27 protein-coding genes are annotated in these 26,788 nt (G+C 46.3%); 12 read left to right on the top strand and 15 right to left on the bottom strand.

The window, feature by feature from the left end:
- Positions 1-99: 99 nt before the first annotated feature.
- Complete coding sequence (locus tag QUB13_RS27510) at positions 100-324, bottom strand: hypothetical protein (protein ID WP_333387533.1); 225 nt, start codon at positions 322-324, stop codon at positions 100-102.
- Positions 325-474: 150 nt separating this feature from the next.
- Positions 475-852 carry a type IV pilus biogenesis protein EbsA gene (ebsA, locus tag QUB13_RS27505; RefSeq protein WP_333387530.1) on the bottom strand — a complete coding sequence of 126 codons (378 nt, stop codon included), beginning with the start codon at positions 850-852 and terminating at the stop codon, positions 475-477.
- 338 nt (positions 853-1,190) lie between these two features.
- Between ebsA and QUB13_RS27500 the strand changes: the two genes are divergently transcribed.
- The 3 genes from QUB13_RS27500 to QUB13_RS27490 all read left to right on the top strand — a co-directional run bounded on the left by QUB13_RS27500 (position 1,191) and on the right by QUB13_RS27490 (position 5,977).
- Positions 1,191-2,699, top strand: a complete 1,509-nt coding sequence (locus QUB13_RS27500; protein WP_333387527.1) for a glycosyltransferase — start codon at positions 1,191-1,193, stop codon at positions 2,697-2,699.
- A gap of 1,103 nt (positions 2,700-3,802) precedes the next feature.
- A complete protein-coding gene (locus tag QUB13_RS27495) occupies positions 3,803-5,029 on the top strand; it encodes a succinate--CoA ligase subunit beta (protein WP_333387524.1) in 1,227 nt (408 codons plus the stop codon).
- A gap of 51 nt (positions 5,030-5,080) precedes the next feature.
- Positions 5,081-5,977, top strand: a complete 897-nt coding sequence (locus QUB13_RS27490) for a succinate--CoA ligase subunit alpha (protein ID WP_333118767.1) — start codon at positions 5,081-5,083, stop codon at positions 5,975-5,977.
- 188 nt (positions 5,978-6,165) lie between these two features.
- Here QUB13_RS27490 and QUB13_RS27485 read toward each other — a convergent pair whose 3' ends face one another.
- Complete coding sequence (locus QUB13_RS27485; protein ID WP_333387521.1) at positions 6,166-6,861, bottom strand: alpha/beta hydrolase; 696 nt, start codon at positions 6,859-6,861, stop codon at positions 6,166-6,168.
- 347 nt (positions 6,862-7,208) lie between these two features.
- Between QUB13_RS27485 and hpsL the strand changes: the two genes are divergently transcribed.
- On the top strand, positions 7,209-8,873 hold the full coding sequence (gene hpsL, locus QUB13_RS27480; RefSeq protein WP_333387519.1) for a hormogonium polysaccharide biosynthesis protein HpsL: 1,665 nt from the start codon (positions 7,209-7,211) through the stop codon (positions 8,871-8,873).
- A gap of 335 nt (positions 8,874-9,208) precedes the next feature.
- On the opposite strand, the gene QUB13_RS27475 is transcribed toward hpsL, so the two are convergent.
- From QUB13_RS27475 to QUB13_RS27460, 4 genes are all read right to left on the bottom strand, one after another.
- Positions 9,209-10,621, bottom strand: coding sequence for a DUF5050 domain-containing protein (locus QUB13_RS27475; RefSeq protein ID WP_333387516.1), 1,413 nt, complete (start codon positions 10,619-10,621; stop codon positions 9,209-9,211).
- 23 nt (positions 10,622-10,644) lie between these two features.
- Positions 10,645-11,091, bottom strand: a complete 447-nt coding sequence (locus QUB13_RS27470) for a hypothetical protein (RefSeq protein ID WP_333387513.1) — start codon at positions 11,089-11,091, stop codon at positions 10,645-10,647.
- Positions 11,088-11,960, bottom strand: a complete 873-nt coding sequence (locus QUB13_RS27465) for a ParA family protein (RefSeq protein WP_333387510.1) — start codon at positions 11,958-11,960, stop codon at positions 11,088-11,090. Before QUB13_RS27465 ends, QUB13_RS27470 begins: the two co-directional genes overlap by 4 nt.
- 137 nt (positions 11,961-12,097) lie before the next feature.
- Entirely contained in the window at positions 12,098-12,643 is a 546-nt protein-coding gene (locus QUB13_RS27460; protein ID WP_333387507.1) for a hypothetical protein, read from the bottom strand.
- A gap of 156 nt (positions 12,644-12,799) precedes the next feature.
- Here QUB13_RS27460 and QUB13_RS27455 point away from each other — a divergent pair, with 156 nt between their 5' ends.
- Positions 12,800-14,029, top strand: coding sequence for a tetratricopeptide repeat protein (locus QUB13_RS27455; RefSeq protein WP_333387503.1), 1,230 nt, complete (start codon positions 12,800-12,802; stop codon positions 14,027-14,029).
- Between the two features lie 56 nt (positions 14,030-14,085).
- Here the strand turns inward: QUB13_RS27455 and QUB13_RS27450 are convergent, their stop codons facing one another.
- From QUB13_RS27450 to QUB13_RS27425, 6 genes are all read right to left on the bottom strand, one after another.
- Positions 14,086-14,352 carry a Txe/YoeB family addiction module toxin gene (locus QUB13_RS27450; protein WP_332967907.1) on the bottom strand — a complete coding sequence of 89 codons (267 nt, stop codon included), beginning with the start codon at positions 14,350-14,352 and terminating at the stop codon, positions 14,086-14,088.
- Entirely contained in the window at positions 14,352-14,573 is a 222-nt protein-coding gene (locus QUB13_RS27445) for a hypothetical protein (protein WP_333387500.1), read from the bottom strand. Before QUB13_RS27445 ends, QUB13_RS27450 begins: the two co-directional genes overlap by 1 nt.
- A gap of 102 nt (positions 14,574-14,675) precedes the next feature.
- Positions 14,676-16,466 carry a translational GTPase TypA gene (typA, locus tag QUB13_RS27440; protein WP_333387497.1) on the bottom strand — a complete coding sequence of 597 codons (1,791 nt, stop codon included), beginning with the start codon at positions 16,464-16,466 and terminating at the stop codon, positions 14,676-14,678.
- A gap of 272 nt (positions 16,467-16,738) precedes the next feature.
- The gene (locus QUB13_RS27435; protein ID WP_333387494.1) at positions 16,739-17,512 is read right to left on the bottom strand and encodes a glucose 1-dehydrogenase; all 774 of its coding nucleotides are present in this window, start codon (positions 17,510-17,512) and stop codon (positions 16,739-16,741) included.
- A gap of 4 nt (positions 17,513-17,516) precedes the next feature.
- On the bottom strand, positions 17,517-18,404 hold the full coding sequence (locus tag QUB13_RS27430; protein ID WP_333387546.1) for a serine hydrolase domain-containing protein: 888 nt from the start codon (positions 18,402-18,404) through the stop codon (positions 17,517-17,519).
- An 18-nt stretch (positions 18,405-18,422) separates the two neighbouring features.
- Positions 18,423-18,986 (bottom strand): hypothetical protein, encoded by a 564-nt coding sequence (locus tag QUB13_RS27425; RefSeq protein WP_333387491.1) that lies wholly within the window; start codon positions 18,984-18,986, stop codon positions 18,423-18,425.
- 481 nt (positions 18,987-19,467) lie between these two features.
- Here QUB13_RS27425 and QUB13_RS30560 point away from each other — a divergent pair, with 481 nt between their 5' ends.
- Together QUB13_RS30560 and QUB13_RS27415 are read left to right on the top strand one after the other, a co-directional pair.
- Positions 19,468-19,668, top strand: coding sequence for a type II toxin-antitoxin system RelE/ParE family toxin (locus QUB13_RS30560; protein WP_442922209.1), 201 nt, complete (start codon positions 19,468-19,470; stop codon positions 19,666-19,668).
- Between the two features lie 540 nt (positions 19,669-20,208).
- Complete coding sequence (locus tag QUB13_RS27415; protein WP_333387488.1) at positions 20,209-22,389, top strand: pentapeptide repeat-containing protein; 2,181 nt, start codon at positions 20,209-20,211, stop codon at positions 22,387-22,389.
- Positions 22,390-22,454: 65 nt separating this feature from the next.
- Here the strand turns inward: QUB13_RS27415 and QUB13_RS30555 are convergent, their stop codons facing one another.
- Positions 22,455-22,649, bottom strand: coding sequence for a hypothetical protein (locus QUB13_RS30555; protein WP_442922208.1), 195 nt, complete (start codon positions 22,647-22,649; stop codon positions 22,455-22,457).
- A gap of 204 nt (positions 22,650-22,853) precedes the next feature.
- Here QUB13_RS30555 and QUB13_RS27405 point away from each other — a divergent pair, with 204 nt between their 5' ends.
- The 5 genes from QUB13_RS27405 to QUB13_RS27385 all read left to right on the top strand — a co-directional run bounded on the left by QUB13_RS27405 (position 22,854) and on the right by QUB13_RS27385 (position 26,079).
- Positions 22,854-23,678 carry a M15 family metallopeptidase gene (locus QUB13_RS27405; protein WP_333387485.1) on the top strand — a complete coding sequence of 275 codons (825 nt, stop codon included), beginning with the start codon at positions 22,854-22,856 and terminating at the stop codon, positions 23,676-23,678.
- A gap of 221 nt (positions 23,679-23,899) precedes the next feature.
- Positions 23,900-24,478 (top strand): pantetheine-phosphate adenylyltransferase, encoded by a 579-nt coding sequence (gene coaD, locus QUB13_RS27400; protein WP_194012120.1) that lies wholly within the window; start codon positions 23,900-23,902, stop codon positions 24,476-24,478.
- Positions 24,361-25,047 (top strand): DivIVA domain-containing protein, encoded by a 687-nt coding sequence (locus tag QUB13_RS27395; RefSeq protein ID WP_333387481.1) that lies wholly within the window; start codon positions 24,361-24,363, stop codon positions 25,045-25,047. The genes coaD and QUB13_RS27395 overlap by 118 nt, the downstream gene beginning before the upstream one ends.
- A 339-nt stretch (positions 25,048-25,386) precedes the next feature.
- Positions 25,387-25,680 carry an acyltransferase family protein gene (locus tag QUB13_RS27390; RefSeq protein ID WP_333387477.1) on the top strand — a complete coding sequence of 98 codons (294 nt, stop codon included), beginning with the start codon at positions 25,387-25,389 and terminating at the stop codon, positions 25,678-25,680.
- A 99-nt stretch (positions 25,681-25,779) separates the two neighbouring features.
- Complete coding sequence (locus tag QUB13_RS27385) at positions 25,780-26,079, top strand: hypothetical protein (RefSeq protein ID WP_333387474.1); 300 nt, start codon at positions 25,780-25,782, stop codon at positions 26,077-26,079.
- A gap of 253 nt (positions 26,080-26,332) precedes the next feature.
- On the opposite strand, the gene QUB13_RS27380 is transcribed toward QUB13_RS27385, so the two are convergent.
- The coding region (locus QUB13_RS27380; RefSeq protein ID WP_442922207.1) for a zinc ribbon domain-containing protein at positions 26,333-26,788 on the bottom strand (456 nt) is incomplete at its 5' end.

The raw sequence follows: 26,788 nt of genomic DNA, 5'->3' as shown, positions 1-26,788 counted from the left end.
ACCGTTTCCCCCCTTACCTTTTTCCCATTAACATTACAGCAACGTTTCGCCATAATTTACGGATAAAATATGTTTATCTCTAGCCTTTTTTAGTCATATTCAGTCAAGTAAAAACTCTACAATACTGAGTATTGAAAAAGGAAATCGGACGATCGCGATCGCACCCCTAGCACTACAAAAGAGGTGATGGAGAACAATGCCATAACTCATATCAATTCCAGTTGCACTCATACATGACTGCTGACTGTTGACTGCTGACTGCTGACTGTTGACTGCTGACTGCTGACTGTTGACTGTTGACTCGATTTTATTATTCCGATGCAACCGGAAACGATCTCAGTTCTATTGAGCATCAATAATAGAACTGGCGCACCGATCGTGTAATGTCGCCGTCAGTGGTAGCATTACACGATTGGTGCGCCAGTTATAGCGCCATTCAATTGCAGGCTTTCGGGAGTGCCGGCCCGGGGAAAGTTAATCATCCATTCGCATCAGCTTGCGGTAAAACGTTTTAGAAAAATCGACGCTAGTACGAGTCCGCTGAAAAGTCAAAAGTACCTCAATTAAACAAGTGACAAATTCAGAGCTTTGCATCGTTACTTCGTAGCTGAGTTCAGCATTGCCGTCAAACAACACCCGACAGCGGGTCAAATCGATCGGCAGCGACGAAATATTCCAACTAGCGACAAACGGCACGTCCTCGCCGCCGTCAATTTTTCGGGCCCCCTCCAAGCTTTTGAGCTTGTAGAGACCGATAGCGTGCGGCAAAAACTTGCGCCGGGGCTCCTGACAGAAAGGAGCGTAGACTTTCACTTCTTTGTCGTCGGCTGGCTTCAGTTGAGGAAGAGACATATTTCCACATCCTGATAATTACTACTAGCAGATTAGTTGAGCTGCTCTGCAAAAACTAGCAGATATTCTAGGCTAAGCGCAAGCAAAAGCCAGTCAATTTTAGATTTTAGATTTACTTGCAGCGCCCTGAATCAGCAGGCTCGAACAGGGGTTGAAAATTTGGGACAGCGAAAAACTCCTGTACGTGGCACGACAGTATCCGTTTTTGGGCGGGTCAAACCAGCAGCGGGTTTTCCTGCAAGCGTGCCAGCGTCTGCTTTCGACAAAAGCCCAGAAACTGATACAGTAAATACTTATCTATAAAATCAAAAACTATTGGTTGTTTAATCAAGTAACCTATGCAGGAGAGTTCTTGGCCAGAAAACGACGCTCGCACCGAGCTTAACTTGGAAATCCCTGATTTAGCTAGAGAAGAGCTCAATAGTTTGACCTCGAACTCGAAGGCAAGCAAAATATTTGCCATACCAGACATGGGGGACAGGGTGTTTGACGCGGAAACTTCATCAGAGATCCCGGTGGCGGTGTCTGTGCCGGGCTCTCCGTCTTTTCCTCAAAATCTTTACCGGGGAAGGCGAGCAAAAGCTGCGGTAGTGCTGACTGCGGTTTGGGGAGGAACGATCGCCCTGCACTGGATTTCCTGGGGTGCGTGGGTAGTGTGGGGGTTGACGGGGCTGCTGTGGATGCAAGCGCTGCGAGTTTTGTTTGCCGGGCCCAAACCCGCACTCCCTCCTCTTTCAGATGAAAGTCGAGAAGATTGGCCTTATGTCTCGCTGCTGGTGGCGGCGAAAAATGAGGAAGCGGTGATTGCCCGATTGGTAGAATCAATCTGCAATTTAGATTATCCGATCGACCGTTACGAACTTTGGGCGATCGACGATCGCAGCAGCGACGGTACGCCACTGGTATTGGAACAGCTAACCAAAAAATACCCGCAACTTAAAGTATTTCGCAGAGGAGTCAATGCCAGCGGCGGCAAGTCGGGAGCCCTAAATCAAGTCTTGCCGCTGACTCGCGGCGAATTTGTGGGAATATTTGACGCCGACGCGACGGTAACGCCGGATTTGCTGCGCCGGGTGCTGCCGGTATTCGATCGAGAACAAGTAGGGGCGGTGCAAGTCAGAAAAGCCATCGCCAATGCTGGGGTGAATGTGTGGACTCGCGGCCAAGAAGCAGAAATGGCTCTCGACAGTTTTTTCCAGCAGCAACGGACTGCGATCGGCGGCATTGGAGAATTGCGCGGTAACGGCCAATTCATGCGCCGCACCGCCTTAGAAAGCTGCGGCGGCTGGAACGAGGAAACGATTACCGACGATCTAGATTTGACCGTAAGGCTGCACCTAGACCAGTGGGACATTGAATTTTTGCCTTTCCCAGCCGTGTTAGAAGAAGGAGTCACCAACGCTAGGGCTCTGTGGCACCAGCGCAATCGCTGGGCAGAAGGCGGCTATCAGCGCTATCTTGACTACTGGCAGCTAATTTTGCAAAACCGCATGGGAATCGGGAAAACTTGGGATTTATTTGGATTTTGGGTATCTCAATATTTCTTGCCCACAGTAGCGCTACCCGACTTTTTGATGTCAATTGTGCTGCGCCGGATGCCTCTAGCCAGTCCCATAACTTTTATGACCCTTACCTTGTCGCTGGTGGGAATGTTTGTCGGTTTGCGCCGCACTCGCAAAGAGACGAAATTTGAGGTGAAAAGAGTTTTTGTCACCTTCCTGCAAACGCTACGGGGTACTGTGTATATGTTGCACTGGCTGCTGGTGGGGAGTGTGACGGCTCGGATTGCGGTGCGTCCCAAGCGGCTAAAATGGGTCAAAACTGTCCATCAAGGGGCTGCTAAGTAAATCCATTTAATAGGGCATAGGGCATCGGGCATAGGGCATAGGGCATAGGGCATGGGGCATGGGGCATGGGGCATCGGGCCTAAAAGCATCGGGCCTAAAAGCATCGGGCCTAAAAGCATACCTCACTTTTATGAGAACCGCTATATCTCTTCTTCCTTCTTCCTTCTTCGTTTTTCCTTCTTCTGCCTGATGACTAATGACCAATGACTAATGACCAATGACTAATGACTAATGACTAATGACTAATGACCAATGACTAATGACTAATGACTAATGACTAATGACTAATGACCAATGACCAATGACTAATGACTAATGACTAATGACTAATGACTAGAGAAGCCGAAGTATTTAAAATCGACTGACGGCAAGTGCAAATCGGTTGCGGAACATCTTTTTTGCGAAGGTTATATATCGCCGCCCGATCGGACAGTGAAATTTGGCAATTTATTTATCGATCGCCAAAAACACTCCAAAACCGATTAAGTAATCGGCGATGGGCGATCTGTTGCGAATAAGTAATCGGCTATACAAAAGTCTAAAAATAAAAATTAAAAGCCAGAATATTTGAGTTTTGACTTGACAAAAAACCAATTATTATCTAATAATTATGAATTGCCAATTACGGCCAATTGCTTGTTGCCAACTACCAGTCATATCGCATCCGGTCGATTGACAACGATAAAATTGGATCGCGCGTGCGGACTTGCACAGGCAATCCGGGAGCGGACTTTAGTCCGCACGCGCGAACCGTTTTTGTTACGAAGATCGACCGGAAATGATATCACCCGTTAGTGAACTACCAGACGCTGATGCGTAGCATACAGCACTGGCTTCCTGATTCATTGGGATGTGCTGTTGCTATCCGTTGAAGCAAGTAGTCTTATCTTCCCTCCACAGGCAGGAGTCCTAGTTCCTAAGACCCATACTTTTTCTGACTACACGCTCCGTTTAGCTTGGTTTTCGCCTAAGAGATAGTGGTCAAGATAGTGCAATTGTATCACTGATTCGCTATCGCTCAACTTGTTTCTGGTTCGTTTTCATCCCGTCACCCACCTGAGTACAGGTAGGGTGCGGGACTTCCCACTCACATTCAGTTAAAAATGGATTTGTTAGAGTATCAAGCTAAATCTTTATTCCGTCAGATGGCAATTCCGATTTTGCCATCACAACGGATTGATAATCCCGCCGACCTCAAGGGACTGAAAATTCCCTACCCAGTTGTACTCAAGTCGCAAGTGCGCGCTGGGGGACGAGGCCGGGCGGGTGGTATTAAATTTGTGGAAAATACGATCGATGCAGTTGCTGCTGCTCAAACAATTTTTAATTTGCCGATCGAGTCTGAATATCCCCAAGTCCTGCTGGCCGAAGCGAAGTACAACGCTGACCAAGAATTGTACTTGGCGGTACTCCTAGACCCCGTAGCGCGACGCCCGGTACTTCTGGGTTCGAGAGAAGGAGGTATGGATGTTGAAGGGTCGATCGACAAAATGCAGCAAGTTGCCGTAGACCAAGAATTTTCGCCATTCTACGCGCGGCGTTTGATGCTGAAAATGGGATTGCAGGGAGACTTGATTCAATCGGTGAGCGCGATCGTCGAGAAAATGTACCGACTGTTTGTCGAAAAAGATTTAGATTTAGTAGAAATCAATCCTCTCGGCATCAGTCCTACGGGAGAGGTAATGGCTTTAGATGGTAAAGTCAGCGCCAATGACGATGCTTTGGGGCGGCATCCAGACTTGGCCGCACTCTCGGGTAAAAACCAAAGCAGCGGGTTCGTAGGAAACAGGAGAAATCCCCATGCGGGCGCGAGTCACAATTCTCACTCTCCGGCCCAGCACTTGCCGGAGTTTGACGCAAAATCTCAATCCCCAATCTCGAATTCCGAATCTTTGCAATTAATCGAACTAGATGGGAATATCGGGATTTTGTGCAACGGAATGGGCCTGACAATGGCAACTTTGGATGCTGTAGCCCACCAAGGAGGAAAACCAGCTAATTTTGTGAATATGGGTTCTCTAAACCCCTACGATACAGCAAATGCCCTGCGCGATCGCGCGGAATTGGCCCTGGAGTTAGTCGCTCAAAATAAAAACGTTAAGGTGATACTGGTCAATATTTTGGCCCGCGCCTCCAAAACTGAGGAAATCACCGCCGCAGTAGCCGGCTATTTGGAACGGAAAGCTCGCGCCAACCGCCACATCCAAGTTGTGCTGCGTCTGGTAGATATCGATTCTGATGCTGTAAAAAAGCGTTTGGGAGAGTTGCCGGTGCAGCTAGTTAGCAGTTTGGATCGGGCTGCGGCCGCTTCTGTAGCCTCGGCCAAGTAGCGGCAGTCGATCGGCAAAAGACGAGTGTGAAGGACTGTCAAATGGCAAAAAATGAATTTAACTCCTGAAAGCAAAGTCCTAGTACAGGGCATTACAGAATCTCCAGCGTCAACCCGCACCGCCCTGATGATGAAAGCATACGGCACTAATGTAGTCGCCGGTGTCAGTCCCGGTAAAGGCGGGCAGGAGGTGGAGGGAATTCCGATTTTTGATTTGGTAGAACAAGCCGTGGCGGCAGTGGGTAACGTTGACACTGCGGTAATTTTGGTAGACCGTTATGCGGTGCTGGATGCGGCTCAAGAAGCGATCGCCGCAGGAATTCGGCAAATTGCGATCGTCACCGGGGGAGTGCCTCCTCTGGATATGGTGCGCTTAGTCAGAAAAGCAGAGGCCACCGAAACTTTGTTAATCGGGCCCAACAGTCCGGGGATTATTGTCCCGGACAAACTGCTATTGGGCACTCACCCCAAAGAATTCTACACTCCCGGTTCGATCGGGGTAATCAGCCGCAGCAGCACTTTGACTTACGAAATTGCTCTCGAACTGACTGGGGCAGGATTGGGGCAGTCGATGGCTGTTTGTATTGGCTGCGACGCGATTCTGGGTTCGTCGTTTATGCAGTGGCTGCAAATTTTGGACGAAGACGACTGTACGGAGGCGATAGTGTTGGTGGGGGAAGCGGGCGGCTGGAGCGAACAAGCTGCGGCTTCTTACATCGCTTCGGCAATAGACAAACCCGTAGTTGCTTATCTCGCCGGACACTACGTTCCCAAGGGCCCGTCTTTGGGCCACGCCGGCATTTTGATCAGTTCTCGCGCTGCAGCCCAGAAAGCCTTTGGAATTAAGGCCGATAACAAAATGGCTGCCTTTGAAGAGGCGGAAATACCCGTGGCGGCTCGGCCTTCGGAGGTTCCTAAGTTGCTTAAAAAATTGCTGAAGAAAAAATGATTGCGATCGCCAAAAATCCAATTGGCTCGATCGTTCCGAATCCAAGTCCCCATTTGCTCGTTGCTCGTCTATCTGCATTACCAGGCTCTGCCTGGTAATGCAGATAGACGATACTCTGCCTCCTTTGCTCTCGAAACTTACAAGAGAGAAGACTGTAGGAGATTCTTAAATTATTAAATTTTCGTTTCTTACCAAAGTCCTCTGACAGGGCTCGCAGGCTGTGGTGCAGGTGCTGGTAGGGGTACAGGTGCGGGACGACGTGCCGGAGGCGGAGTTGTTGGCGGAAGGCTGGGACGAGGTGCGATCGGAGTTTCGGTGCGAGTTGTCCGAGTTGTCTCGCGCATCGACTCTTGCAGCAGGTTTTGCACGTTCCCCACTAAACCCTGAACTTTCCCAACTGTGGCCGCAAGGCTGGCAACATCTACGTAAACCTCCGGCAGAGGATACTTTTTCAGGATTTCTAGCAGCGACAGCCTACCGTCGTCGCCGGATGCCAGAATCACCGCAGCCCGCAGGGCTTTGCCGCTTTCTGTGCGGCGGTGAGTCCGAATTGCTTGACCGATTTCGTCCGTAATTTTTTCTCCTGGCGTACTGTAAACTACCCTCGCCAGAATAGCGGGCTTTAAACCGATTTCTAGACTCATCAATCCCTGCAGCACTTGTGGGTCCATTTTGGAGAACCCGATAATTTGTTTGATGGTTGGTGTCGTCGTGCCGTTTTTAGCAAAGTTTTCTAAGTCGCTGATATTGATGGTTTGTGCGATCGGGCCAAATGTCAGGACAACTTTTTCTGCCCCCAATGCTCTACTGTTGCTAGATAATATGCTGGCGCTCGATCCAACAAACAGGGCAATGGCGATCGATACAAATTTTGTTAACTTCATATTCAGTTTCAGCTATCGATTAAAATTATGCTTTCGAGATTTGTACATTATAGATGATGCAGCCGTCATATTTTACAAGGTCGCGAGTGTCAGTTAAGCCCGCCCCAGTCAGGCGCACAATCTATATCGATCTTTTGGCGCGCGATCGGCTTTAAGAATAAATAACCACACTTACCAAAATATTTTTGATTCTATTAATTCTACGTTCTATAGCCGTTGTCAAGAAAGTGAAGTATGCCCTATGCCCTATGCCCAGCGGCACCTCATCTTTATGAGAAATGCTATACATCTCTAGCCTGCTACATCAGAGTGCCTTCAGCCTTCTACATAAATCCCTTCTAGAAGTTATGTTGAAAACCAAGCGCAAATCCAAAAAATCCAAACACAAGCACAGCGAAAAAACAACAGCACTCAGCAAAAAAGAAGTAGCCGCACAAAAACGCAAAACTTCAGAAAAGCGCAATGAATTAGTACAGGCGATCGTCATTTGCTGCCTGGTCAGCGTTGCTGTCAGCATCCCCCTGTTATTCGTAGCCCGCCCTAAGATTGCTATTGCAGGAGGCGTTGCTGTAGCCATCTTGCAGTTTTCCTACAAATACCCCCGTCAAGCTTTGTGGAGTTTTCTAATTTACCTCCCTTTTAGCGGTACAATTACTTACGCAATTGGCGGCGGGAATGCTGCATTTCAAGTAGCCAAAGATGCTTTCTACATACCCGCTCTCATCGGCCTCATTCAAAGCTGCAAAAAGAAACAGTTACCCCTGTTTATTCCGAAAGAAATGCTTTCAACCTTCAGCATCCTGTTGATGATGGCAATGCTGACTTTAATTTTTGTCAACGGGGAAATGCAACTCCACCCGATGAAGGGCGACAAACCCATTCTGCAAGCAATTCTCGGCTTAAAAGTATTGATAGGTTACATACCGCTGATTGCTTGTACCTATTATCTGATCCGCACTAAAAAGGATTTGGTGTTTTTTGGTAGAATGCACGTAGTTTTGGCGATCGCCTGCTGTCTTCTCGGTTTGATTCAATACCTGTTGCTGCAAAGTGGCAAGTGCGCCGGCACCAGAGGAATGACCGGAGAAGAATTATATAAAGCCACGCTGCAAGCTAGATGTTTTGTCGGAGGTTCTCTGGTATTCAGTCCCGAAGTCAAGTTTATCCGCTTACCGGGAACTTTTGTAGCCCCTTGGCAGTGGGCTTGGTTTTTAATTTCTAATGCTTTTTTAACCTTTGCTTCAGCCTTTTGCGATCCTTCATTCTGGTGGCGAGTTATCGGTTTATTTGGCATGGCATTAGTATTTGCTAATGCAGTTATTTCCGGTCAAAGAGCAGCTTTAGTTATGGTTCCAGCTACCACCGCTATCCTGCTCGTTCTCACGGGTCAATTTGTTAATTTCAAACGATTTATTCCCATCGGTGCAGGATTGGCAATTCTGCTGTTTTTCGGTGCAGCAACTAATCCGGGAGTTGTCGAACAGCGGTGGGAGAGTTTTGTTGACCGCTGGAATGCTGCACCGCCCCAGCAATTTCTGTTTAATCAGTTCGAGCAGAGCCACAATTTTATCATTGACAAACCTCTCGGTAGAGGTGTGGGACGAGCTACTAATTCAACGCGGATTTTTGGTTTCACGCAGCTAATTGAGACTTTCCAACCTAAGTTGATGTACGAACTAGGTTATCCGGGAATGATTGCTTTTCAAATCATGCTTTTACACTTAGCTTTTCTAACTTTTCGAGCTTACCGTGCTGTGAAAGACAAAAATTTGCGGAGTTACGGAGCTAGTTTTTGGGTTTTTGTGGGATTTATTACGATCAATCCTCAATACTATCCGCTGGATGTAGATCCAGTGTCAGTGTATTACTGGGTTTTGGCTGGGGCGATTTTAAAGTTGCCCAAAATTGACAAACAAGTGCAGGATGAAAAACACTTGGAACTTGAGGGAGATGAGTTGCAAGTTAACCAGCAATTAAAGGAGAAAAAAATTCTTGCTTCTTCCCCAATTTGAAAGTCTTAGACGCAGAATATTAAATCCGGTGGCATGGGAATTAATATTACCCACAGTCAGGACACGGCAGTGCCGTTTCCCTACAATTAATTAATCAGGCGATAAGTAGTAAGACACAATTAATTACACAAAACTCTGGGCTACAAGCCTTGCCTAGTAAAGAATCAGCAAAAAATCAGTGTGTAATTAATTCTGTCCAATTACTTAGTTACATCCCTCGCGATCGCGGGCGGGTATTCGCCCGTGCTACGATTTTTTTCGGGTAGGGAAACGGCATTGCCGTGTCCTCCTCCGTTGCTTTTTGTATCCACGACTGTATTAATTAACCCGTAACTTTACTGCGGTTGCCAAACCGGATTGCCAGGATACAAATCCTGGTCATTTGTTAATTTAGTTAATACCGAACCGTCCCGATTAATTACATACAAGTTGCTTTTGTCTCCTTGGATTTCATTAAATATAAAAGCAATTTGCTGGCTGTCAGTAGACCAAGCTAATTCTGAAATTCCCGACGGTTTTAGCCTGGTAGCTAGTTGATTTAGCTGGTTCCCGTCAGCATTAATTGTGTATAGTTTTTGATTGTTGAAGTCTCCGGCGACGAAGGCAATAAGTTTGCCATCCGGCGACCATGAAAGTTCGTCGTAGTTTCTGGGTTTTTGGGTGAGGTTCTTGGCTGTCCCCCGCTTAATGTCGAGCAGGTAGATATCTTGCTGTTCGCCTGATGAATCGCCAGGTTTATTGTAATAGTAAGCAATGCGACTGCTGTCGGGCGACCACAATAGTTTGCCGTTGTAAACCTCATTTTGCGGGTTGTTTGTCAATTTTTTGAGGTTGGTTCCATCGGCATTAATTGTGTAAATTTGCTGTTTCGGATAAGCGCCGAACAGGAAAGCAATTTTTGTGCGATCGGGCGACCAAACAAGTTGACCTCCGCCGGATATATATTCGCCGGGACTTTTAGTTAGTTTGGTCATTCCCGAACCGTCGGCATTCATTTTGTAGATATTTTTATCCTTAACAAATACTACCTGCTGACCGTCCGGCGAAAGGTAAAATTGTGATGAAATTTCCGTTTTAGGCGGCTCTCCTCCTAGTTCCAACTCCAGAACTAATTTAGTTCCTTTAATGCCAGAAGTGTTGCTTGTATAAAGTGATTGGGTGCCGGGAGAATCAGAGGTAGAACCGTCACAGGAACGGGCAAAAACAAGTTTCTGGCTGTTGGAAAACCAAGCTATTTCAAAATTAGCTGCTTTGCAACCAGCCTCAGCAAACTGTTTAGTTAGTCGAGAACCGTCAGCATTGACTGTATAGATGTCGCTGTATCCGCCAACGAAAGCCAGTTGCTGGCCGTTGGGCGACCACACTAGGGGAGCGATAACATCTATATTAGGTGTAAGTTCGCGGCGAGCGGAACTGGTAGCATTGACCGCAAATAAAGGGGATCTGTTCTCGCTGCCGCGCCTCTGGAGAGCCACAAATGCCAGTATGCTTGATTTTTGGGCTGCGATTGTCGGAGGGCTTTGCAGGCTCAAAAACCTGGTGATTGAGAGTGTTAGGGAGATGAGGGCGATCGCACTTATCGGCCATAATTTATTTAATCTGAAAAGTTGCAGAATTTGCAACAAGCTTTTCAGGGGCGGCCAAGATGCCCACCCGGCACTCAACTTAAACTCTTGTGGAAGAGGCTTTTGTGGAACGGGCCTCTTGGCTGTTCCATATCGCAGCGGGAAATGCAAGTTAAAACGCATTTTATCGATTTCTCTTCTAATTTTCAAAGTGTTTGTCGATCGATATGTCGCGACAGCATCAAACTCTGTTTAATTCTACCAATAATTAGCTCAAACATTTTTTTTCGAGATGGATTCTTGCTACTGGGTGGCATCCCCAACTCGCAACACATCAAATTCAAGTCAGTTGCACTCATCGCCGACAATTTTTGCCTCACCTCTAATTCATGACCCTTCTTAGCTTGCAAACGCAGTTCTTCATAAACTTCTAAAACATTTCCTGCCGATAAATTAGCAGGCTTATTCACATCAGCAGCCGTAGATAATTGCGAATTTTTAGACCCAGCAGAAAGCACTCCCCGCTTAACTTGAGCCTCAATCCTGGTTAATTTTTTGGAAACCTCCCGCAAGATTTCCTTAAGTTCGCCAATTTCATCAACTAACCCCTCGCTTTCTTGCTCATTAGCACCAAATATTTCTTTTTTAATCATTTCAGATACGCCTCACACTCGCGCCACAGTTGCTCAAACTCTCTAACTAATTCTCGCGGCAGTTCTCCCTCATTAATCGCCCGTTTCAACCCGACGCTTTCCCGAATCGTCGATTCCAAAAATCTCACTTCTATGTTATTGTCTTTTGATATTTCAGCGCAAAGTCTTTTAACTTCTCTCATATAAAACTGAACTTCATTTGTCAGCAATCCTCCATAGGTTTTAGCTTTATTCATAAACACTGCTATCTTGGGAAACGGATAAGGTTCAATCCGTTTCTGGAGCGAGTTTAAAACTAAACTCAATCCCCTAGAACCAAAATAATCGGGATTGACGGGAATTAATATTAAGTCGCAGCAAGAGAGTACGCTATAGGTGAGGAGACTGAAGGAAGGCGAACAGTCAAAAAGCATCAAGTCGTATTTGGGGAGATTGGGAGAGTTGGCGATTTTGCCGCTGAATTGGCGGATGAAGTCTTTAACACTTTTTCCCTCAAATCCATCCAAATCCAACCAATACAGTTCTTCAACTGAAGGGATAAAATGTAATTGTTCGTCAATCTGATAAATCGTGTCGAAACCAACGGGAAATTTAAAGTTTTGTCCGGCTTTTTTAAAGACTTCGAGGGCGTCGTAAATTGTGAGTCTGTGCTTCAGAGATTTTTCGTACCACTTACCAAACTTATCATCTAAATGACCTGTATTTTCGTTAAGCCCGATCGCCTCTGTGAGGGACATTTGCGGATCTAAGTCTAACATCAAGACTTCTAAGTCGGTTCCTTGGGATATAATATTTCCCAGACTCCAAGTGACGGTGGTCTTTCCGACTCCGCCTTTGAAGTTGATTACGGCTATGGATTTAGGACTCATGGCTGGCTTTGTTTGGATTTTGCTCAATTTTTTATTAAAACATAACGATCGCCCAATTAGCGTTTGCTAAGTATTATTACTCGAATAATGGCGATCGCCTACTCAAGGCGATCGCCAGATTAACAGCGAGTCTCTTTTTAGAAAAGAACGTCAGGAAACTTGAAAACGTGACTAGCAATATTCCGCACCTTTGCTAATGGAACAGGTAATCCAGTTACACTGTAGCCTCGATTTGGTACTACTTTCTGCGGGAGTTCTGGGTGTTGCTGCGAAACTAACAACCTGAATTTACCCGGTTCGACGACCAATATCTCCTGTTGAGGAATGAAAAATATCCAGAGATCGGCTTGCGAAGTCCATCCCCAACAGGGACGGTTGCGATCGTCACAAGCTTCAAAAAACAAGTTTCCAGTTTGCTTGGCTTTTATATCAGTCTTGTACTCAGCAGTTGCAGTTGAACCGTTTGGGCGAATTAGTACGCGGTCAATACCTGCTTTCTGATACTGTGGCAAATCTGAGACATCCTCAATGCGATAGCCATGAATCTGCAACCACTGGTCTACGATCGCCTCTCCTGTCTTTCCTACTTTCTTTTGAGTTTGGAAGTCGTATTCCTGTTTTTGGGAAAGCGGGGGTAGTGGCTGGGAGAATTCGGCTTCGTTGTGCTGATTATTGTTGTACATGATTAATTCCGTCAGAGTTGTAGACGTAGATTTTTTTAAGTTTTGAGTAGTGAATCACTACATCCCTAGCTTCGCCGAACTTTATCTGGCAGCTACCCAACAAGTGTTAGAAAGTTTGTTAGGATTGTTTGTTAGGAACTCAACAACACCCTATAAATGGCACAACATCAGTATTCGCCAGCAGAAGAATTCATCCTAGCTGCTAATGACTGGGAGTTAGAACGGTTGTACAAAGACTTGGCCAATGCCAAGCGAGAAGTAGCACCGCATAAAGAAAGGGAACTTACAGAAGTCGAGAAGCGGCATTTGCGAGGATTGCTGTGTGGTTGTAGTCCTAGGGACATAGCTAAAAAGCTTCAGAAGGACTACCCAGGATTGAGAACCGATCTAAGTAACACTGTGTATATGTATGTCAAACAGCTTACTCACGGAAAAGTAGAAGACATCAAGATAAAAGACTCCAGATGTATCATTGCTTGGCTGGAGAAAGCAGGATACAAAACCCGGTCATCTAACTCAGTTGAAAATAAGCCTGAGACTACACCTTCTGTTTCGGAGAGTGATATTGATGATTTGTTGGAGAGGATGCGAGCGAACTCTCCTCTCTGTGCTGAGGATTTCAATAAACTGGGAATAAAAAAGGCTGAGGAAGAAGATTTTGAGGTAGCACTTGAAAATTTCGATCGAGCAATTAAGCTCAATCCTGATTATGCAGATGCCTACAATAACCGGGCTAAGGTTCGCTATGAACTAGGAGACTTGCCGGGAGCAATTGAAGATTACGCAGAGGCGATATTGCTCAATCCTAAGTGTTCAGATTTTCACAAAAACGGGGGTATTATTTCTTGTGAATTACGTGATTACCGAGGATCACAGGCAGATCACAGCCGAGCAATTCAACTAGATCCTAACAATCATCAAGCCTACAATAGCCGAGGTTTTGCTCGTGTACAAATGAAGGATGTGCCAGGGGCACTGAAAGATTTCACCCGAGCAATTGAACTAAATCCTGATTATGCCCTTGCTTGGAATAATCGAGGTGATGTCTACTTGGAATCCGGAAATCTGGAAAGAGCGCTTGAAGATTATACTCGGGCAGCTCAGCTGAATCTTAATAATCCTAAAATATTCTACAACCTAGGGGTTATTCACTATAGCTTGGGGAACAAAGAGAAAGCGCTTGAGGATTATAACCAGGCAATTAAGCTTAAACGAGACTTTGCTGAAGCTTATTACAACCGAGGTATTGTCCACTATGAACTGGGCGATTCCCAAAGAGCCGATGAGGATTTTCACACTGCTAAAAATTTATATCGGGTGCAGGGAAAACAAGAAAATTACCAAAAGGTACTTAATCTAATAGAAGAACTTCAACAAGAAGATTGAGAGCGATCGCATTTAGTAAATTGATAAAAAGAGCAATCGCTACATTGCTTAAAGCTTCATTCACTATAATGATTCTTACAAGCTGCGATCGCAATTTCGACCTCCGTAACTTGGTAAACCAAACGATGTTCGTTATCAATGCGCCTCGACCAAAAACCACTTAACTCGTATTTCAGAGGTTCAGGTTTGCCCAATCCTTCAAAGGGCGATCGATCTATATCTTTAATCAATTCTACAATTTTGCGATAAATCTTTTTGTCTAATTTTGCCCATTCATTAAAATCTGCAAAAGCAGAAGATTCAAAAATAATTCTTCTACTCATTACAAATCCTGTAAATCGACTTCAACTAAATTTTGTCTGTCTTTAACATTTTCAATAGCTTTCAACAGTTTGGTTTTATTGACTTCCGATTTCAAAATATATTCGGTTTCATCACATTCTGAGACAATTATTTCAATCTCTTTATCTCCAAAAATCGCTTTAATTTGTTCTAAAAAGTTACGATCTAGTTCACTGGCTTTTAAACGATAAACTGTTGACATCGTTTTTACCTATTTTTGATTTCGATAAAAATTAATATTGCCTTTAAATACAGTTTGAAGTTGACACTAAGGGCTGGCCAAATTGCCAGCCCTTAAGTTTTTTTAGCGTTTAACCAACTTCTTAGAAAGCTTCCGCAAGCGAATTGATTTCGGTGTTACTTCCACCAATTCATCCTGACCGATGTATTCCAAAGCGCGCTCCAAACTCATATCGACTGGTGCTTGCAATTGCGCCAATTCTTCACCGCCAGATGCGCGGTGGTTTGTCAACTGCTTCGACTTGCAGATATTCAGCTCCATATCTTCATCTCGGTTGTTTTCTCCGATAATCATCCCTCTGTAAACCTTGGTTCCAGGGGTAATGAAAAATACGCCACGGTCTTCAGCATTTTTCAGTGAATAAGTAGTTGCAACTCCTTCTTCAAAGGAAATTAATACTCCGTTGCGACGGGCGATAATTTCTCCACCGAGGGGGCGATAGTCGAGGAAGCTGTGGTTCATAATTCCAGCGCCGCGAGTCAAGCGCATGAACTCGCCTCGGAATCCAATCAAACCGCGAGCGGGGACTGAAAATTCGATTTGGGTGCGGCCGGTGCTGCTGACGTGCATATCTTGCATTTCTGCTTTGCGCTGACCGAGGCGTTCGATGCAGCCGCCGACTGCTTCTTCGGGTACGTCTAATACCAAACATTCAAAGGGTTCGCAGGGGCGACCGCCGACTTCGCGGTAGATTACTTGTGGCTGAGATACTTGGAATTCGTATCCTTCGCGACGCATATTTTCGATCAGGATTCCGAGGTGAAGTTCGCCGCGGCCGGATACGAGGAATTTGTCGGGAGATTCGGTTTCTTCGACGCGCAAGGCGACGTTGGTTTGGAGTTCTCGCATTAGCCGATCGCGAATTTGACGCGATGTTACCAAACTTCCTTCTTGACCGCAGAAAGGGGAATCGTTCACAGAGAAAGTCATCTGCAAAGTTGGTTCGTCTACCTTGATTAAAGGCAGCGCTTGCGGGTCGTTGGGACAGGTAATTGTCTCGCCAATATACGCATCAGCAAAACCGGCAACTGCGACAAGATTACCAGCAGAAGATTCTGGGATATCAATCCGCTTCAGGCCTTCAAAGCCCATTAATTTGGAGATTTTTGATTTGACAAGCGCGCCGCTTTCGGTGATTAAGACTGCTTGTTGACCAATTCTAATCGTGCCGTTGTGGATGCGGCCAATGACGATGCGACCGACGTATTCTGAGTAATCTAAGGTGGTTACTTGCAGTTGCAGCGGCTTGTTGGGGTCGCCGACTGGGGGTGGTACGTGGTCGAGGATTTCTTCAAAGAGGGGCTTCATATCTACCCCTTCGTCTTCGAGGTGTTTTTTGGCGTAACCGCTTAAGCCGGAACCGAAGAGGTAGGGAAATTCGCACTGATCGTCGTCAGCACCTAGTTCGAGGAACAGATCCAAAACTTTATCGACGGCTTTGTGGGGGTCTGCTCGATCGCGATCGATCTTGTTGACAAATACGATCGGGCGCAGTCCTTTTTCCAGGGCTTTTTTGAGCACGAAGCGGGTTTGTGGCATCGGGCCTTCGTTGGCATCTACGATCAGCAAACAACCGTCAACCATGCCGAGCACTCGTTCGACTTCGCCGCCGAAGTCCGCGTGTCCGGGAGTATCGACGATGTTGATCAGGGTTTCTTTGTATCGGACAGCGGTGTTTTTGGAAAGGATGGTGATGCCACGTTCGCGCTCGATGTCGTTGGAGTCCATAACGCAATCTGGGATTTCTTCCCCTTCGCGGAAGACCCCGGACTGTCTGAGGAGAGCGTCCACAAGGGTGGTTTTGCCGTGATCGACGTGAGCAATGATGGCGACGTTGCGAATGGGAAGACTCATAATGCGTCTGAGACGTTAAACGGATTTAACTAAAGATTTCTTAATAATTGTAGCGCATGAAGTCAAGGGGCGATCGGGCTCTGCCGAATTGACATTTTGCCTGACCTACAGACGCCAGCATTATTACCGATCTTTTTTATAATAAACACCACTAGGGGCGATCGCCCCTGCAGACGCAACCACAGAGCTGGCAAGCCGATCGAGCATTTACCGACTTGCCTCGAAATAAAATCCCAGCCGTGCAGTGTCCGAGGAGTGTTGCGATCACAGGCTTAATCCAGCGTCTGCACGCCACCGCCGTTGACGAACAGCACCTGTCCGCTGACCCACTGCGATACAGGGGCAGCAAAATAGAGAACGGCTCCAGCGATGTCTTCAGGCTCGCCCAAGCGTTCAAGCGGAGTATGGGCCAGCATTCGCTTTTCGACCTCTGGAGTCAGAACCGAAGCCAAGGCACCCGTTCTGACAGCTCCAGGGCCCACGGCATTGACGCGAATTACCGGGCCGTAGTCGAAGGCCAGGTTTGCCGTCATGTGATTGATGGCGGCTTTGGAAGCAGCGTAGGCGCTGATGGCGGGGCTTTTATTGATGGAACTCATCGACGACATATTGACCATCGAACCGTAGCCCGCCGCCTTCATGTGCGGCGCGCAGAGTTGCGACAGTCGCCACGCGCTGAAAACATTGAGTTGAAAGGGGCGCTCGAACTGCTGCTGCGAAATCTCGAACGGACTTTCTTTGCCGGCACCGCCGCCGCCAGCGTTATTGACCAGAACATGAATGCTTCCACACTCGGCGATGGTGCGTTCCACCAAACCAATTAAATCTTCGTCACGGAGCACGTTGCACTCCACGGCCAAAGCTTTGCCGCCGCTGGCACCAATCTCATCGGCAACCTTTTGGGCGTCCGCTACTTTCAAATCGGCAATAACAACGGTGGCACCAAAATCAGCCAGCATCCGGCAACAGGCTGCACCGATGCCGTTGCCACCGCCGGTCACGATGGCGACTTTGCCGCTCAAATCGAAAAGAGTTGTAGGCTGCATAAACTTAATTTCCTCCGATCAAATACCGGGCGACAGCTTCGTAAGCTGGTAGTGAAGTCGAATCGTTAGCGCTGTTTCCAGCGATGGGATGGGAGGCGAAACGCACGATGACCATTTCGGCTGCGGGATCAATAAAATAGATCGTTTGTCCGTGCACGCCACGCGCCACAAAAGCGCCGCGGGCGTTTCCGGTATTCCACCACATATCCCGATAAGACCAGCCTGGTAATTCGGGATGGTCGGATTTGGCGAAAGCGGCTTTGCTGCCGCCGCCGGCGATATCTTCGATCGCGCGGGCGGGCAAAACCTGCGTGCCTTTCCAGCGGCCTTGGTTGCGAATCAACTCGCCAAAGCGTGCCATATCGCGCAAACCGGCGTTGTAGCCGCCACCGGCGAAGGGAGTACCCAGTTCGTCCACCGAATAGTAGCCGTCCTGTTCCATGCCGATTTTGCTCCACACGCGATCGGCCAGAAGTTCGTCCACCGACTTGCCGCTGGCGCGGGCAACCAGCCAGCCCGCTACGTCAGCGTTGGGGGTTTTGTAGCCGAAGGCTTCGCCGTGGGTGCCGGCCTTTTTCACCGTTTTTAGCGCGGCGTAGTAGCCCACGGGCCCGCTGTAATCTTGGGGTTTGGGTAACGGGTTGCCGGCGCCGGAATACTCCCAGATTTCGGCTTTGGGGTTAGCGTATTCTTCGCTGAATTGCAGCGCAGTCGTCATGTCCAGCACTTGGCGCACGGTAGCGTCGCCAAAGGCGGAATCTTTGAGTTCGGGAATGTATTCGGCTACCCGCTTGTTTTCGTCCAGCTTGCCTTCGGCGACCAAAACTGCGCCCAAGATGCCGGTGAGAGATTTCGTCACCGACATCGCGGCGTGTTTGTTGTCGGCCGCCAGCGCACCAAAGTATTTTTCCTAAACGATCGAGCCTCGGTGCAAAACCAGAATGCCGTCTGTGTAGTTTTGCCACAGCGACTCTTCCCATGTCATGTCTTTAGTGGCATTCAGCGGGCGGAACGCGATCGAGTCAATTCGTGGATCGAGACGGTAAGGCAGCGGATCTGGCGCGCCCAGTCCGCGTGAAACGTTGACGGCGGGCATGAACTCGTTCATGTGCGCCACGCTCCAGCGCAGGGCGGGAAACTGGAAAAACGAGCCGTCGGCGAATTTCAACTGCTTATTTTTGGGCGCTGGGAAACCTTGCATCCAGCCCATTGCGATCGGATCGCTTTCCCGCGCGGAGAGAAATTTGTTTTCGGTTTGAGCCGAACTCGCGAAAGAAAAGACACTCATGCCTAAAAAAACAAATAAACAAACAAATGCAGAAACAGTAAATCCGTAATAAAAAAGTTTATTTTTACTTCGCATCGAAAGAAACCATAAAAAATAATGAGTCAAAGCGAGGCGCATCCTGCTTTCCTCGAACAGAAACGCTGCGCCTGCAACCAAGCCGCGCGCCGCAGCCAAACTTTCTATCATAACTCACATTTCGCAATTGTTAACATACTTAAAATCTACATTCTTTACCCTACATTTTTACATACCATAATTGCTCACAAATGTAAATTTTAAACTAATAAATTATACCTTTTAAGCAAATCTTTATTCAGTCAATATACAACGCAAAATTGTATTTATTGCCTTATTAATTCATATAAAAAGTACAAAATAAATGTGATTTTTTTTCTCGTTATTATGCTCTGGCTGATAATGCAGAGCGGGAGGTTCTGTCTCTCTTACCCTAAAAATCGGAAAAAAAGACTTGCACTACATAAGTCACGTCATCGATATCTAAACCGCATATTCAAGCCAGATGCAACATTGATAGATACAGATAATTTCAGATAATTTGTGATTGTTGCAAGAGGTATAGAGAAAAGTGAATTTGGTAATGTTTGGTTTTTTATTGTCAGTTAGGGCGATCGGCTAAACTTGAGATTATGGAAGTGCAACCAGAGAGATTAAGCGTTATATTAGACAAAATGGCACAGTTTCGTTTGCCGAATGGTTTGGCTCCCTGCGAGATGTTAACGCTAAAATCTGGATTGACAAGAGGCTTGAACGGGTTAGCAGTGACAATTTGGGAGACTGTCGTTCAGTTGGGGAAGGAGTTTGCGAACTTAAAATCGACTATGGCGCAGGCTACCGAGTCTACTTTTGACAAGTGGGATCTGCGATCGTGCTTTTGCTATGCGGTGGGGATAAAAGCACTGAAGATCGAGACATTAGCAATGCTAAAGAATATTGGAGAGATTATGAAAGAAGCCAAAATGCCGGCTAGTTATAGCTATCATTCTTTTAAAATTTCCAATCTCAAAGGTCCAAATTATGCTGCTGCTTACCTTTCTCTAATATTTGGAGAAGAGGAAGAAGGTGATTTAGAGATGGGAATAATGCGAAAAGCACTGCGAGATGTATTTGAGGCTTTGGGCGAACCAAATATGTCTGCGGAGGATGCTAATTTGCATTTGGAAAAGTTGGATACTTTGTTGTCGCTAGGAGGAAGCGCGACAATTTATGCTTTAGCCCATTGGCTGAAGGCTTTGGGATTGAAGTTAACGGTTGCGGTTGATGCAGGGGAGAAAGGGGAAGAGGAAGATGCTGTTGGTGGTGCTGAGTTAGCAGAAGTTGGTAATATTTGAACGGGCGCTAAATTCCCAAACGTGATTTTTAAAGTTTTTTTTGATTTCAGGGGAACACTATGTCAGAAACCGAACTAGATTTAGGATCTATAGCCGCGAGAGTATTGCAGCTTGAAGAAGAGCAAGTTATTCTGAAAAAATATTTAGCCAAACTTAAGAGGCAGTTAGAGGCACAGAAACAGCGATTTAACGATCGCCCCGAACCGCAAATGCTAGAAAGTTTGACTGCTGAAATTGCGTCCCTGCAACAGCCGTGTGGTTTGGGAAATAGCGATATGTCTGTCATTTCAGAGCAGCCGATCGAACTTGACACCGACACAGAAAAGCCAAAGTCAGACTTTCAGTATCAGTTAGTATGCGATCGTCCCAACAGTCGCGCTGTGTTGGTGGAGGCTCTATCAGTAGCACAAGAGCGGCTGATTATTGTTTGCCCTTGGCTTAATTGTAACAGCATTAATGATGAATTGCTGCAAAAAATTAGAGAGTGTTTGAACCGAGGATGTTTGATAGATATTGGCTGGGGTTATCTGGGAGACAGGCAAAAAATCGGCAAAGGATGGCGCTACAATGCTTTAGCAGATTTGCAAGAATTAGAAAGCGAATTTCCCGATCTATTTTGTCTTTATTTATTTGGTACTCACGAAAACTTTTTAGTTTGTGATTCGAGTTTTGCCATGTTGGGGAGCCATAACTTTCTGACTAACAGCGACGAAAGTGCAGAAAAAGAAGTGGGACTTCGCACTAATGATTTCCAAATTGTCAAGCAATTAATTGAGCGATTTGACAGCAGCCAAGTATTAAACGAAGAGGAAATTGAGAGGCGGTTTGCAGCGAGTTCGGAGGACATCGATCGAGCTGATTATTTGGAAGGATTGGCGGCGGATGCTGAAAATATTGCTTTAGACGATAGCTGGGAGGATGTGGAGGATGAGTCTGAGGAATGTCTGGAACCTGTTGTTAGTGTTGAGGAGTTTTGGGAGCGTTACACTCAGGGAGAAAGGGATTTTACGGGTATTAATTTAGCTGGTGCTAATCTAACTGGTAAAAACCTAGCTCCTGATATCAACCTGAGCAAAGCTAATTTAAAACAAGCTAATTTAAGGGGTGTTAATTGGCAGAGACTCAACCTCAGCGGGGCAATTTTAAACGGAGCAGATATGAGGAATGGACTTTTCTGTAGCACAAATTTTAGCGAATCTAAATTATGCGGTGTCAATCTTTCTAAGGCAAATTTATCCAGTGCCAATCTGGAGCGGGCAAACTTAGTTGATGCCAACATTGAGCAGGCGGATTTATCCAGTACCAACTTCGATCGGGCAAATTTAATCAATGCCAATCTTTCTCAGACTAATTTATATGCAGCCAATCTTTATCAGGCTAATTTATCAAGAGCTAACCTTGTTCAGGCTAATTTACAATCGGCTAAACTAGAAAAAACCAAATTGAGTAAGGCGAGTTTAAGAGGAGCAAAACTAGAAAATGCAAATTTTAGTGAAGCCGATTTGAACGGTGCCAACCTCAGCGGTGCTAAACTCAGTCAACAAACAAAATTCACAACTGCAAACCTCAGTCAAGCTAACTTAAGCGGGCTATACTTAAGAAAAATAGACTTAAACAATGCTGATTTTACAAATGCAAATCTGAGTAATTCTAACCTTTTAGAAGCCAACCTCGATCGAGCAAATCTCAAGGGTATTCAGCTTGAAGGAGCGATTTATAATGAAGCAACTTTATTTCCTACTGATTTCGATCCTGTGAAAGCGGGCGCTTACTCAATTGCTCCTTATGTATCGCTGCCAAATGTCGATCTAACTGGTAGGGATTTGATCGGTGTTAACTTAAAAGGAGCAGATTTACAAGGCGCTAATTTGAGTTCAGCGCAATTGAATAGTTCCGATTTTAGAGATGCGAATTTGAGTGGGGCAAAGCTTCAGGGAGCAAGGCTAGACAACTGTAATTTTAGTCGAGCTAATTTGAAGCAGGTAAACTTGAATGATGCAAGATTAGTTAGTGCCGATCTAACGACAGCCGACTTAACTGAAGCTGATTTGCGACAAGCTGAATTAAACAGTGCAAAACTGCGTGGTGCTGACCTAATGTCAGCAGACCTCCGCGCGGCAAGGTTAAGTTTTGCAGACTTATCTGGCGCGAACTTAACAAATGCAAAAATAGGAGGAGCAGAATTTCAAAATGCTACGCTCACTGGTGCAATTATGCCAGACGGATCTACTCACGAATAAAATTAGTTAAGGGGTTTGCTAAACAAACTCTATTCAAAAAGTCTCAATATACTCTGTTTCCAGAGCTAGCGGCCGACAAGGGTTGGACTCTGACAGAGATTACCACTCGATCGGGCGATCGCTACAGCACGCTGAAAAATTATGCCCGATCGCCCAATCTGACAATGGCTGACAAATTCGTGCTCTGCTAAAATTGGCGCGGACGTTTGATGTGCCGATCGCACAATTGTGAAATTTTGCCCAAAAGTAGCAAATGACACTTAAAATAAACCAGTACCAACCAGTTAGACCAAAACCGGCGGCATCGGAGCCCAACTAAAACATATTTGAGAGTTGGCGGAGGAGAAATGGCGAAGTCTGGAAGAGATGATATGTACTCAGCGGCAATTGTAGCTGTGCGATCGCCCGTATCGGTCTACAATTTGTAACGTTGAGCCTTATTGAAGTGCAGGAGTGGAGCTGGCTTGGATAACGCTAGTCTGTCAAGAAAACCCCCCCAAGCCTCGGAGCTTGTCGCCGACGAAATTCCAGAAGCAGTGCGAGACCACCCATACCCAGAAGCAGGATCGAGCCAGTCCAAGAAAAAAGGGCTGATTTGGAAACTGCTAGGGTTGGCGGCATTAGCCTGTGGGGTCAGCATTTGGCTGAACCTCAACTTTAACTTTTTCCCAGCCACCAGTCAGGCAGAGCAAAGTCAAAAAAACCCAGCAGCCGCGAGTTCGCCTTCGGGATCTGCCGCAAGTCCAACTACTAGCTCAAAACCCGCAACCCCAGACAACCTGCTGGGACACTTGCCTTACCCAGAAGCACCAGCCGCAGACTTGGTAAATGTCACCTCCGACGGTGGCATCAAACTCCGCAAAGCCGCAGCAGCCAAATATCAGGAAATGGCCAACTCCGCCGCAGCATCAGGGATCTATTTCGCCCCCATATCCGGCTTTCGCTCCGTAGAAGACCAACAACACGTATTTTTTGATGTAAAAGCCGAACGCAGGCAAAACGCCACCAAGCGAGCCGAAGTCAGCGCCCCTCCTGGATATAGCGAACATCACACCGGTTACGCGATCGACATTGGCGACGGCTCCGCCCCCGAAACTAACCTCAGTCAAAGCTTTGACAATACCCAAGCATTCAAATGGCTAGAAGCCAACGCTCCCGCCTTCAGCTTTGAAATGTCTTTCCCCAAAAACAACCGCCAAGGCGTCAGTTATGAACCTTGGCACTGGCGGTTTGTGGGCGACAGGCCAAGCCTCGAAACTTTTTACAAAGCTCATTCGTTGAAAAAGTAGAAGTCAGTTGTCAGTTGACAGTTGACAGTTGACAGTTGTCAGTTGACAGTTGACAGTTGACAGTTGTCGGGAAAATCAAGGAAGATTTTCGTAATTCCCCCCTCTCCCGCTCTCCCCCTCTCCCACTCTCCCACTCTCTCCCCCTCTCTCCCCCACTCTCCCCCTCTCTCTCCCTCTCTCCCTCTCTCCCTCTCCCTCACTCTCCCCGTTGGGCCCAACTCGTGATTGCAATCTATCCAGGCAGTTTTGACCCCATTACCTTTGGTCACGCAGACATTATCGAGCGGGGCTGCAAATTGTTCGATCGGGTAATTGTTACCGTAGTCAAAAACCCCAGCAAAACCCCTCTGTTCACCGTAGAGCAGCGGATCGAGCAGATCCGGTGCTGTACCCAACACTTGTCAAACGTAGAAGTAGACAGTTTTGAGGGTTTGACAGTAAACTATGCTAAGATTCGACAAGCCAAAGTGCTGCTGCGGGGGCTCCGGGTATTAACAGATTTTGAAATGGAACTCCAGATGGCCCACACCAATAAAACCCTTCTGGGCGAAATTGAAACAGTTTTTTTGGCAACTTCTAACGAGTACAGCTTTTTAAGTAGTAGTGTAGTTAAAGAAATCGCCAAGTTTGGTGGCTCCGTAGATCATCTTGTTCCGAAACACGTCGCCCTAGATATTTACAAATGTTACGCCAGCAGGAACCAAATCGCATCGAACCCGATATTACCGCCGGCAGCGCTGAGAATGAATCACCTCAGAACACAGCCGCTTTCGGAGAACCCACCCGAACCCCAGGAGTAGACATCCAGCGGGAATTGAACCGGCTTGAGGAAATTGTTCTCGACAGTCCGCGCATTCCTCTGACCAGACGTACTCTGGTGGATGAAGAGCAGTTGCTCGATCAGTTAGACTTGGTGAGGCTAAATTTGCCGATCGCCTTTGGGGAAGCCGAGATAATCATTCGGCACAAGGACGAACTGCTCGAAGAAGCCCAAATCTACGCTCAGGAAGTGATAGAAGCAGCAGAACAGCGAGCCGCAGAACTTTTAAACGATATGGGCCTGATCCAGCAGGCGAAGATCGAAGCAGATCAGTTGCGACAGCAAGTTTTGCTCGACTGCGAGGCAATTCAGCAGGCGACGCTGGCGGAAGTCGAACAAATTCGCTACCAGGCTCAAGAGGAACTGGAAGAAATGAGAGTTAGGGCGATGGCTGAATGCGAGGAAATTCAAAACGGCGCGGACGATTATGCTGACCAAGTGCTGGATAATATCGAGCACAAGCTCAGCGATATGCTGCGCGTGATCCGCAACGGGCGCGATCAGTTGGATAATGTTTCTGCGTCGCACATCCATCACAACAAGGGTTAGCTAACTGCTTTTGACCAAACGGCGACTTAGGGGTAATTTTCTGAATTTGTAGGCGATCGTCCCAGTGGTAGAACAACGCTATTGCCCTTTCCGGCAGACTTGGCACAAAATTGGGCGATCGAGTTCTAGAGAAACGGCACCGTCGAGTGTCCGACTCCCCACTTTGTGAATGTGAAAAATTTAATCATTGGTATCAGATTGAGGATTGTAGCAAGATTTTTTTGAATTGGTATAAGTTTTGTGAAAATAGGAGCAAAAATAATATTTTCTGCTAGAGTTAAAGCCCGTAAGACAGAAAATTTTTGATTTGACCCTAATTTGTGGCATCTACTTTTTACCATGCAAAAAGCTTCTAATCGGTTCGCTGAATTTGATTTGATCCGAGCTTTAGCGATCGTCGGTGTTGTGATTATTCATGCTGGATTCTCGGCATTTCGCGATGACCGAATACTGTTTATCGCGATCGACACATTGCAACTGTTCTGCGTACCTGCATTTTTACTGCTGAGCGGTTTTTTCCTCACCAACAAAACCGACAATCAAAATAATCCCGCACAGATATTCAAAAAAAGACTGTCAAGAATTATACCTCCCTATTTTGTTTTGGTCAGTAGCTTTGTACATCTTAAATAGTTGGGGATCGCTCCCAAAAATTGATTTGCTCTCATTGCTTAGAGATATCCTGACCGGCTCAGTAAAGGCTCCCTATTACTTCATCGTTGTAATTATTCAATGCTACGGTTGGTGGTGGCTGCTAGTGAAATTAAGAGTTTTAGAACCAGAAAAATTTTACTCTTGGGTTTGACAATTCAAACAATTTTTACAATATTCTTTTACTTGGCAGTTTTCAAATACATATCAATACCTCTACCTTTGATGGATCGCTGGATTTTTAGTTGGATTTTGCCATTTTCAACAGGTTTGTTTTTGGGCGCAACCTATGACAAAATTCAACCCGTTCTCGAACGCAGAAGAATGCAACTTTTAGGAGCAACTATCCTATTTTATCTAGCAAGCATTTGGGAATATTAGCTGCTCGGCGAAGTTAATGCGGAGGGATGGTTTCTGCGATCGTTTTTTAAAATACCTGCTCAAGCATACGCAATTTTATTCGTCTTGTCAGTCCTGGCATTTTCTAAAAGGCTCGCATTTCCCGATAAAGTATCTGGGTCAGTCAAAATATTAGCTGCTTATTCATTCCCTATATATCTGCTAGATTCGACAGTCGTGCAATATGTGTTGTTAGTGTTTTTTGACACTCCCCGGTCTAAAGACACGGGGATTCTTAAGGACAAACTTTGGGGGATGAATCCGCCCAAAGTTTAATTCTTAAAGGGTTAGTCAATAACCCACTACCCACTCGCTCAATTAATGAGTCTATGGCTACCTTTGATTTTCTGATGATGTTTGCTGCCCCATTAACATCTGCATTTAAGATTAGTCCCTGAGCAGAACGGTACAAACCTCGTTTAATTCGCTTACCCGAGGGCTGCCAATTGTCGGGTTTTTCACCGACTTTCACGGGCATTATGTCTCGGTCTAGGAAGCTAGATTTTGAAGTGTAAGATTCATCTTGCTCGACAAATTTCCACCCTTTTAAATCGCATTCTTGTTGCAACCTTTCTTTGACTTTGGCGGTCGGTATTTGGACAAAGTTTTGGTTGGTCACTCCGCCCATGTTTACTTCTTGTTTTTGTCCCTTATTCCAACCAAAAACTATGACATTAATTAGATTATCCTG

The sequence above is a fragment of the Microcoleus sp. B4-D4 genome, assembly GCF_036705185.1.
Taxonomy (GTDB): Bacteria; Cyanobacteriota; Cyanobacteriia; order Cyanobacteriales; family Microcoleaceae; genus Microcoleus.
This window is presented reverse-complemented; position numbering and strand designations above follow the sequence as displayed.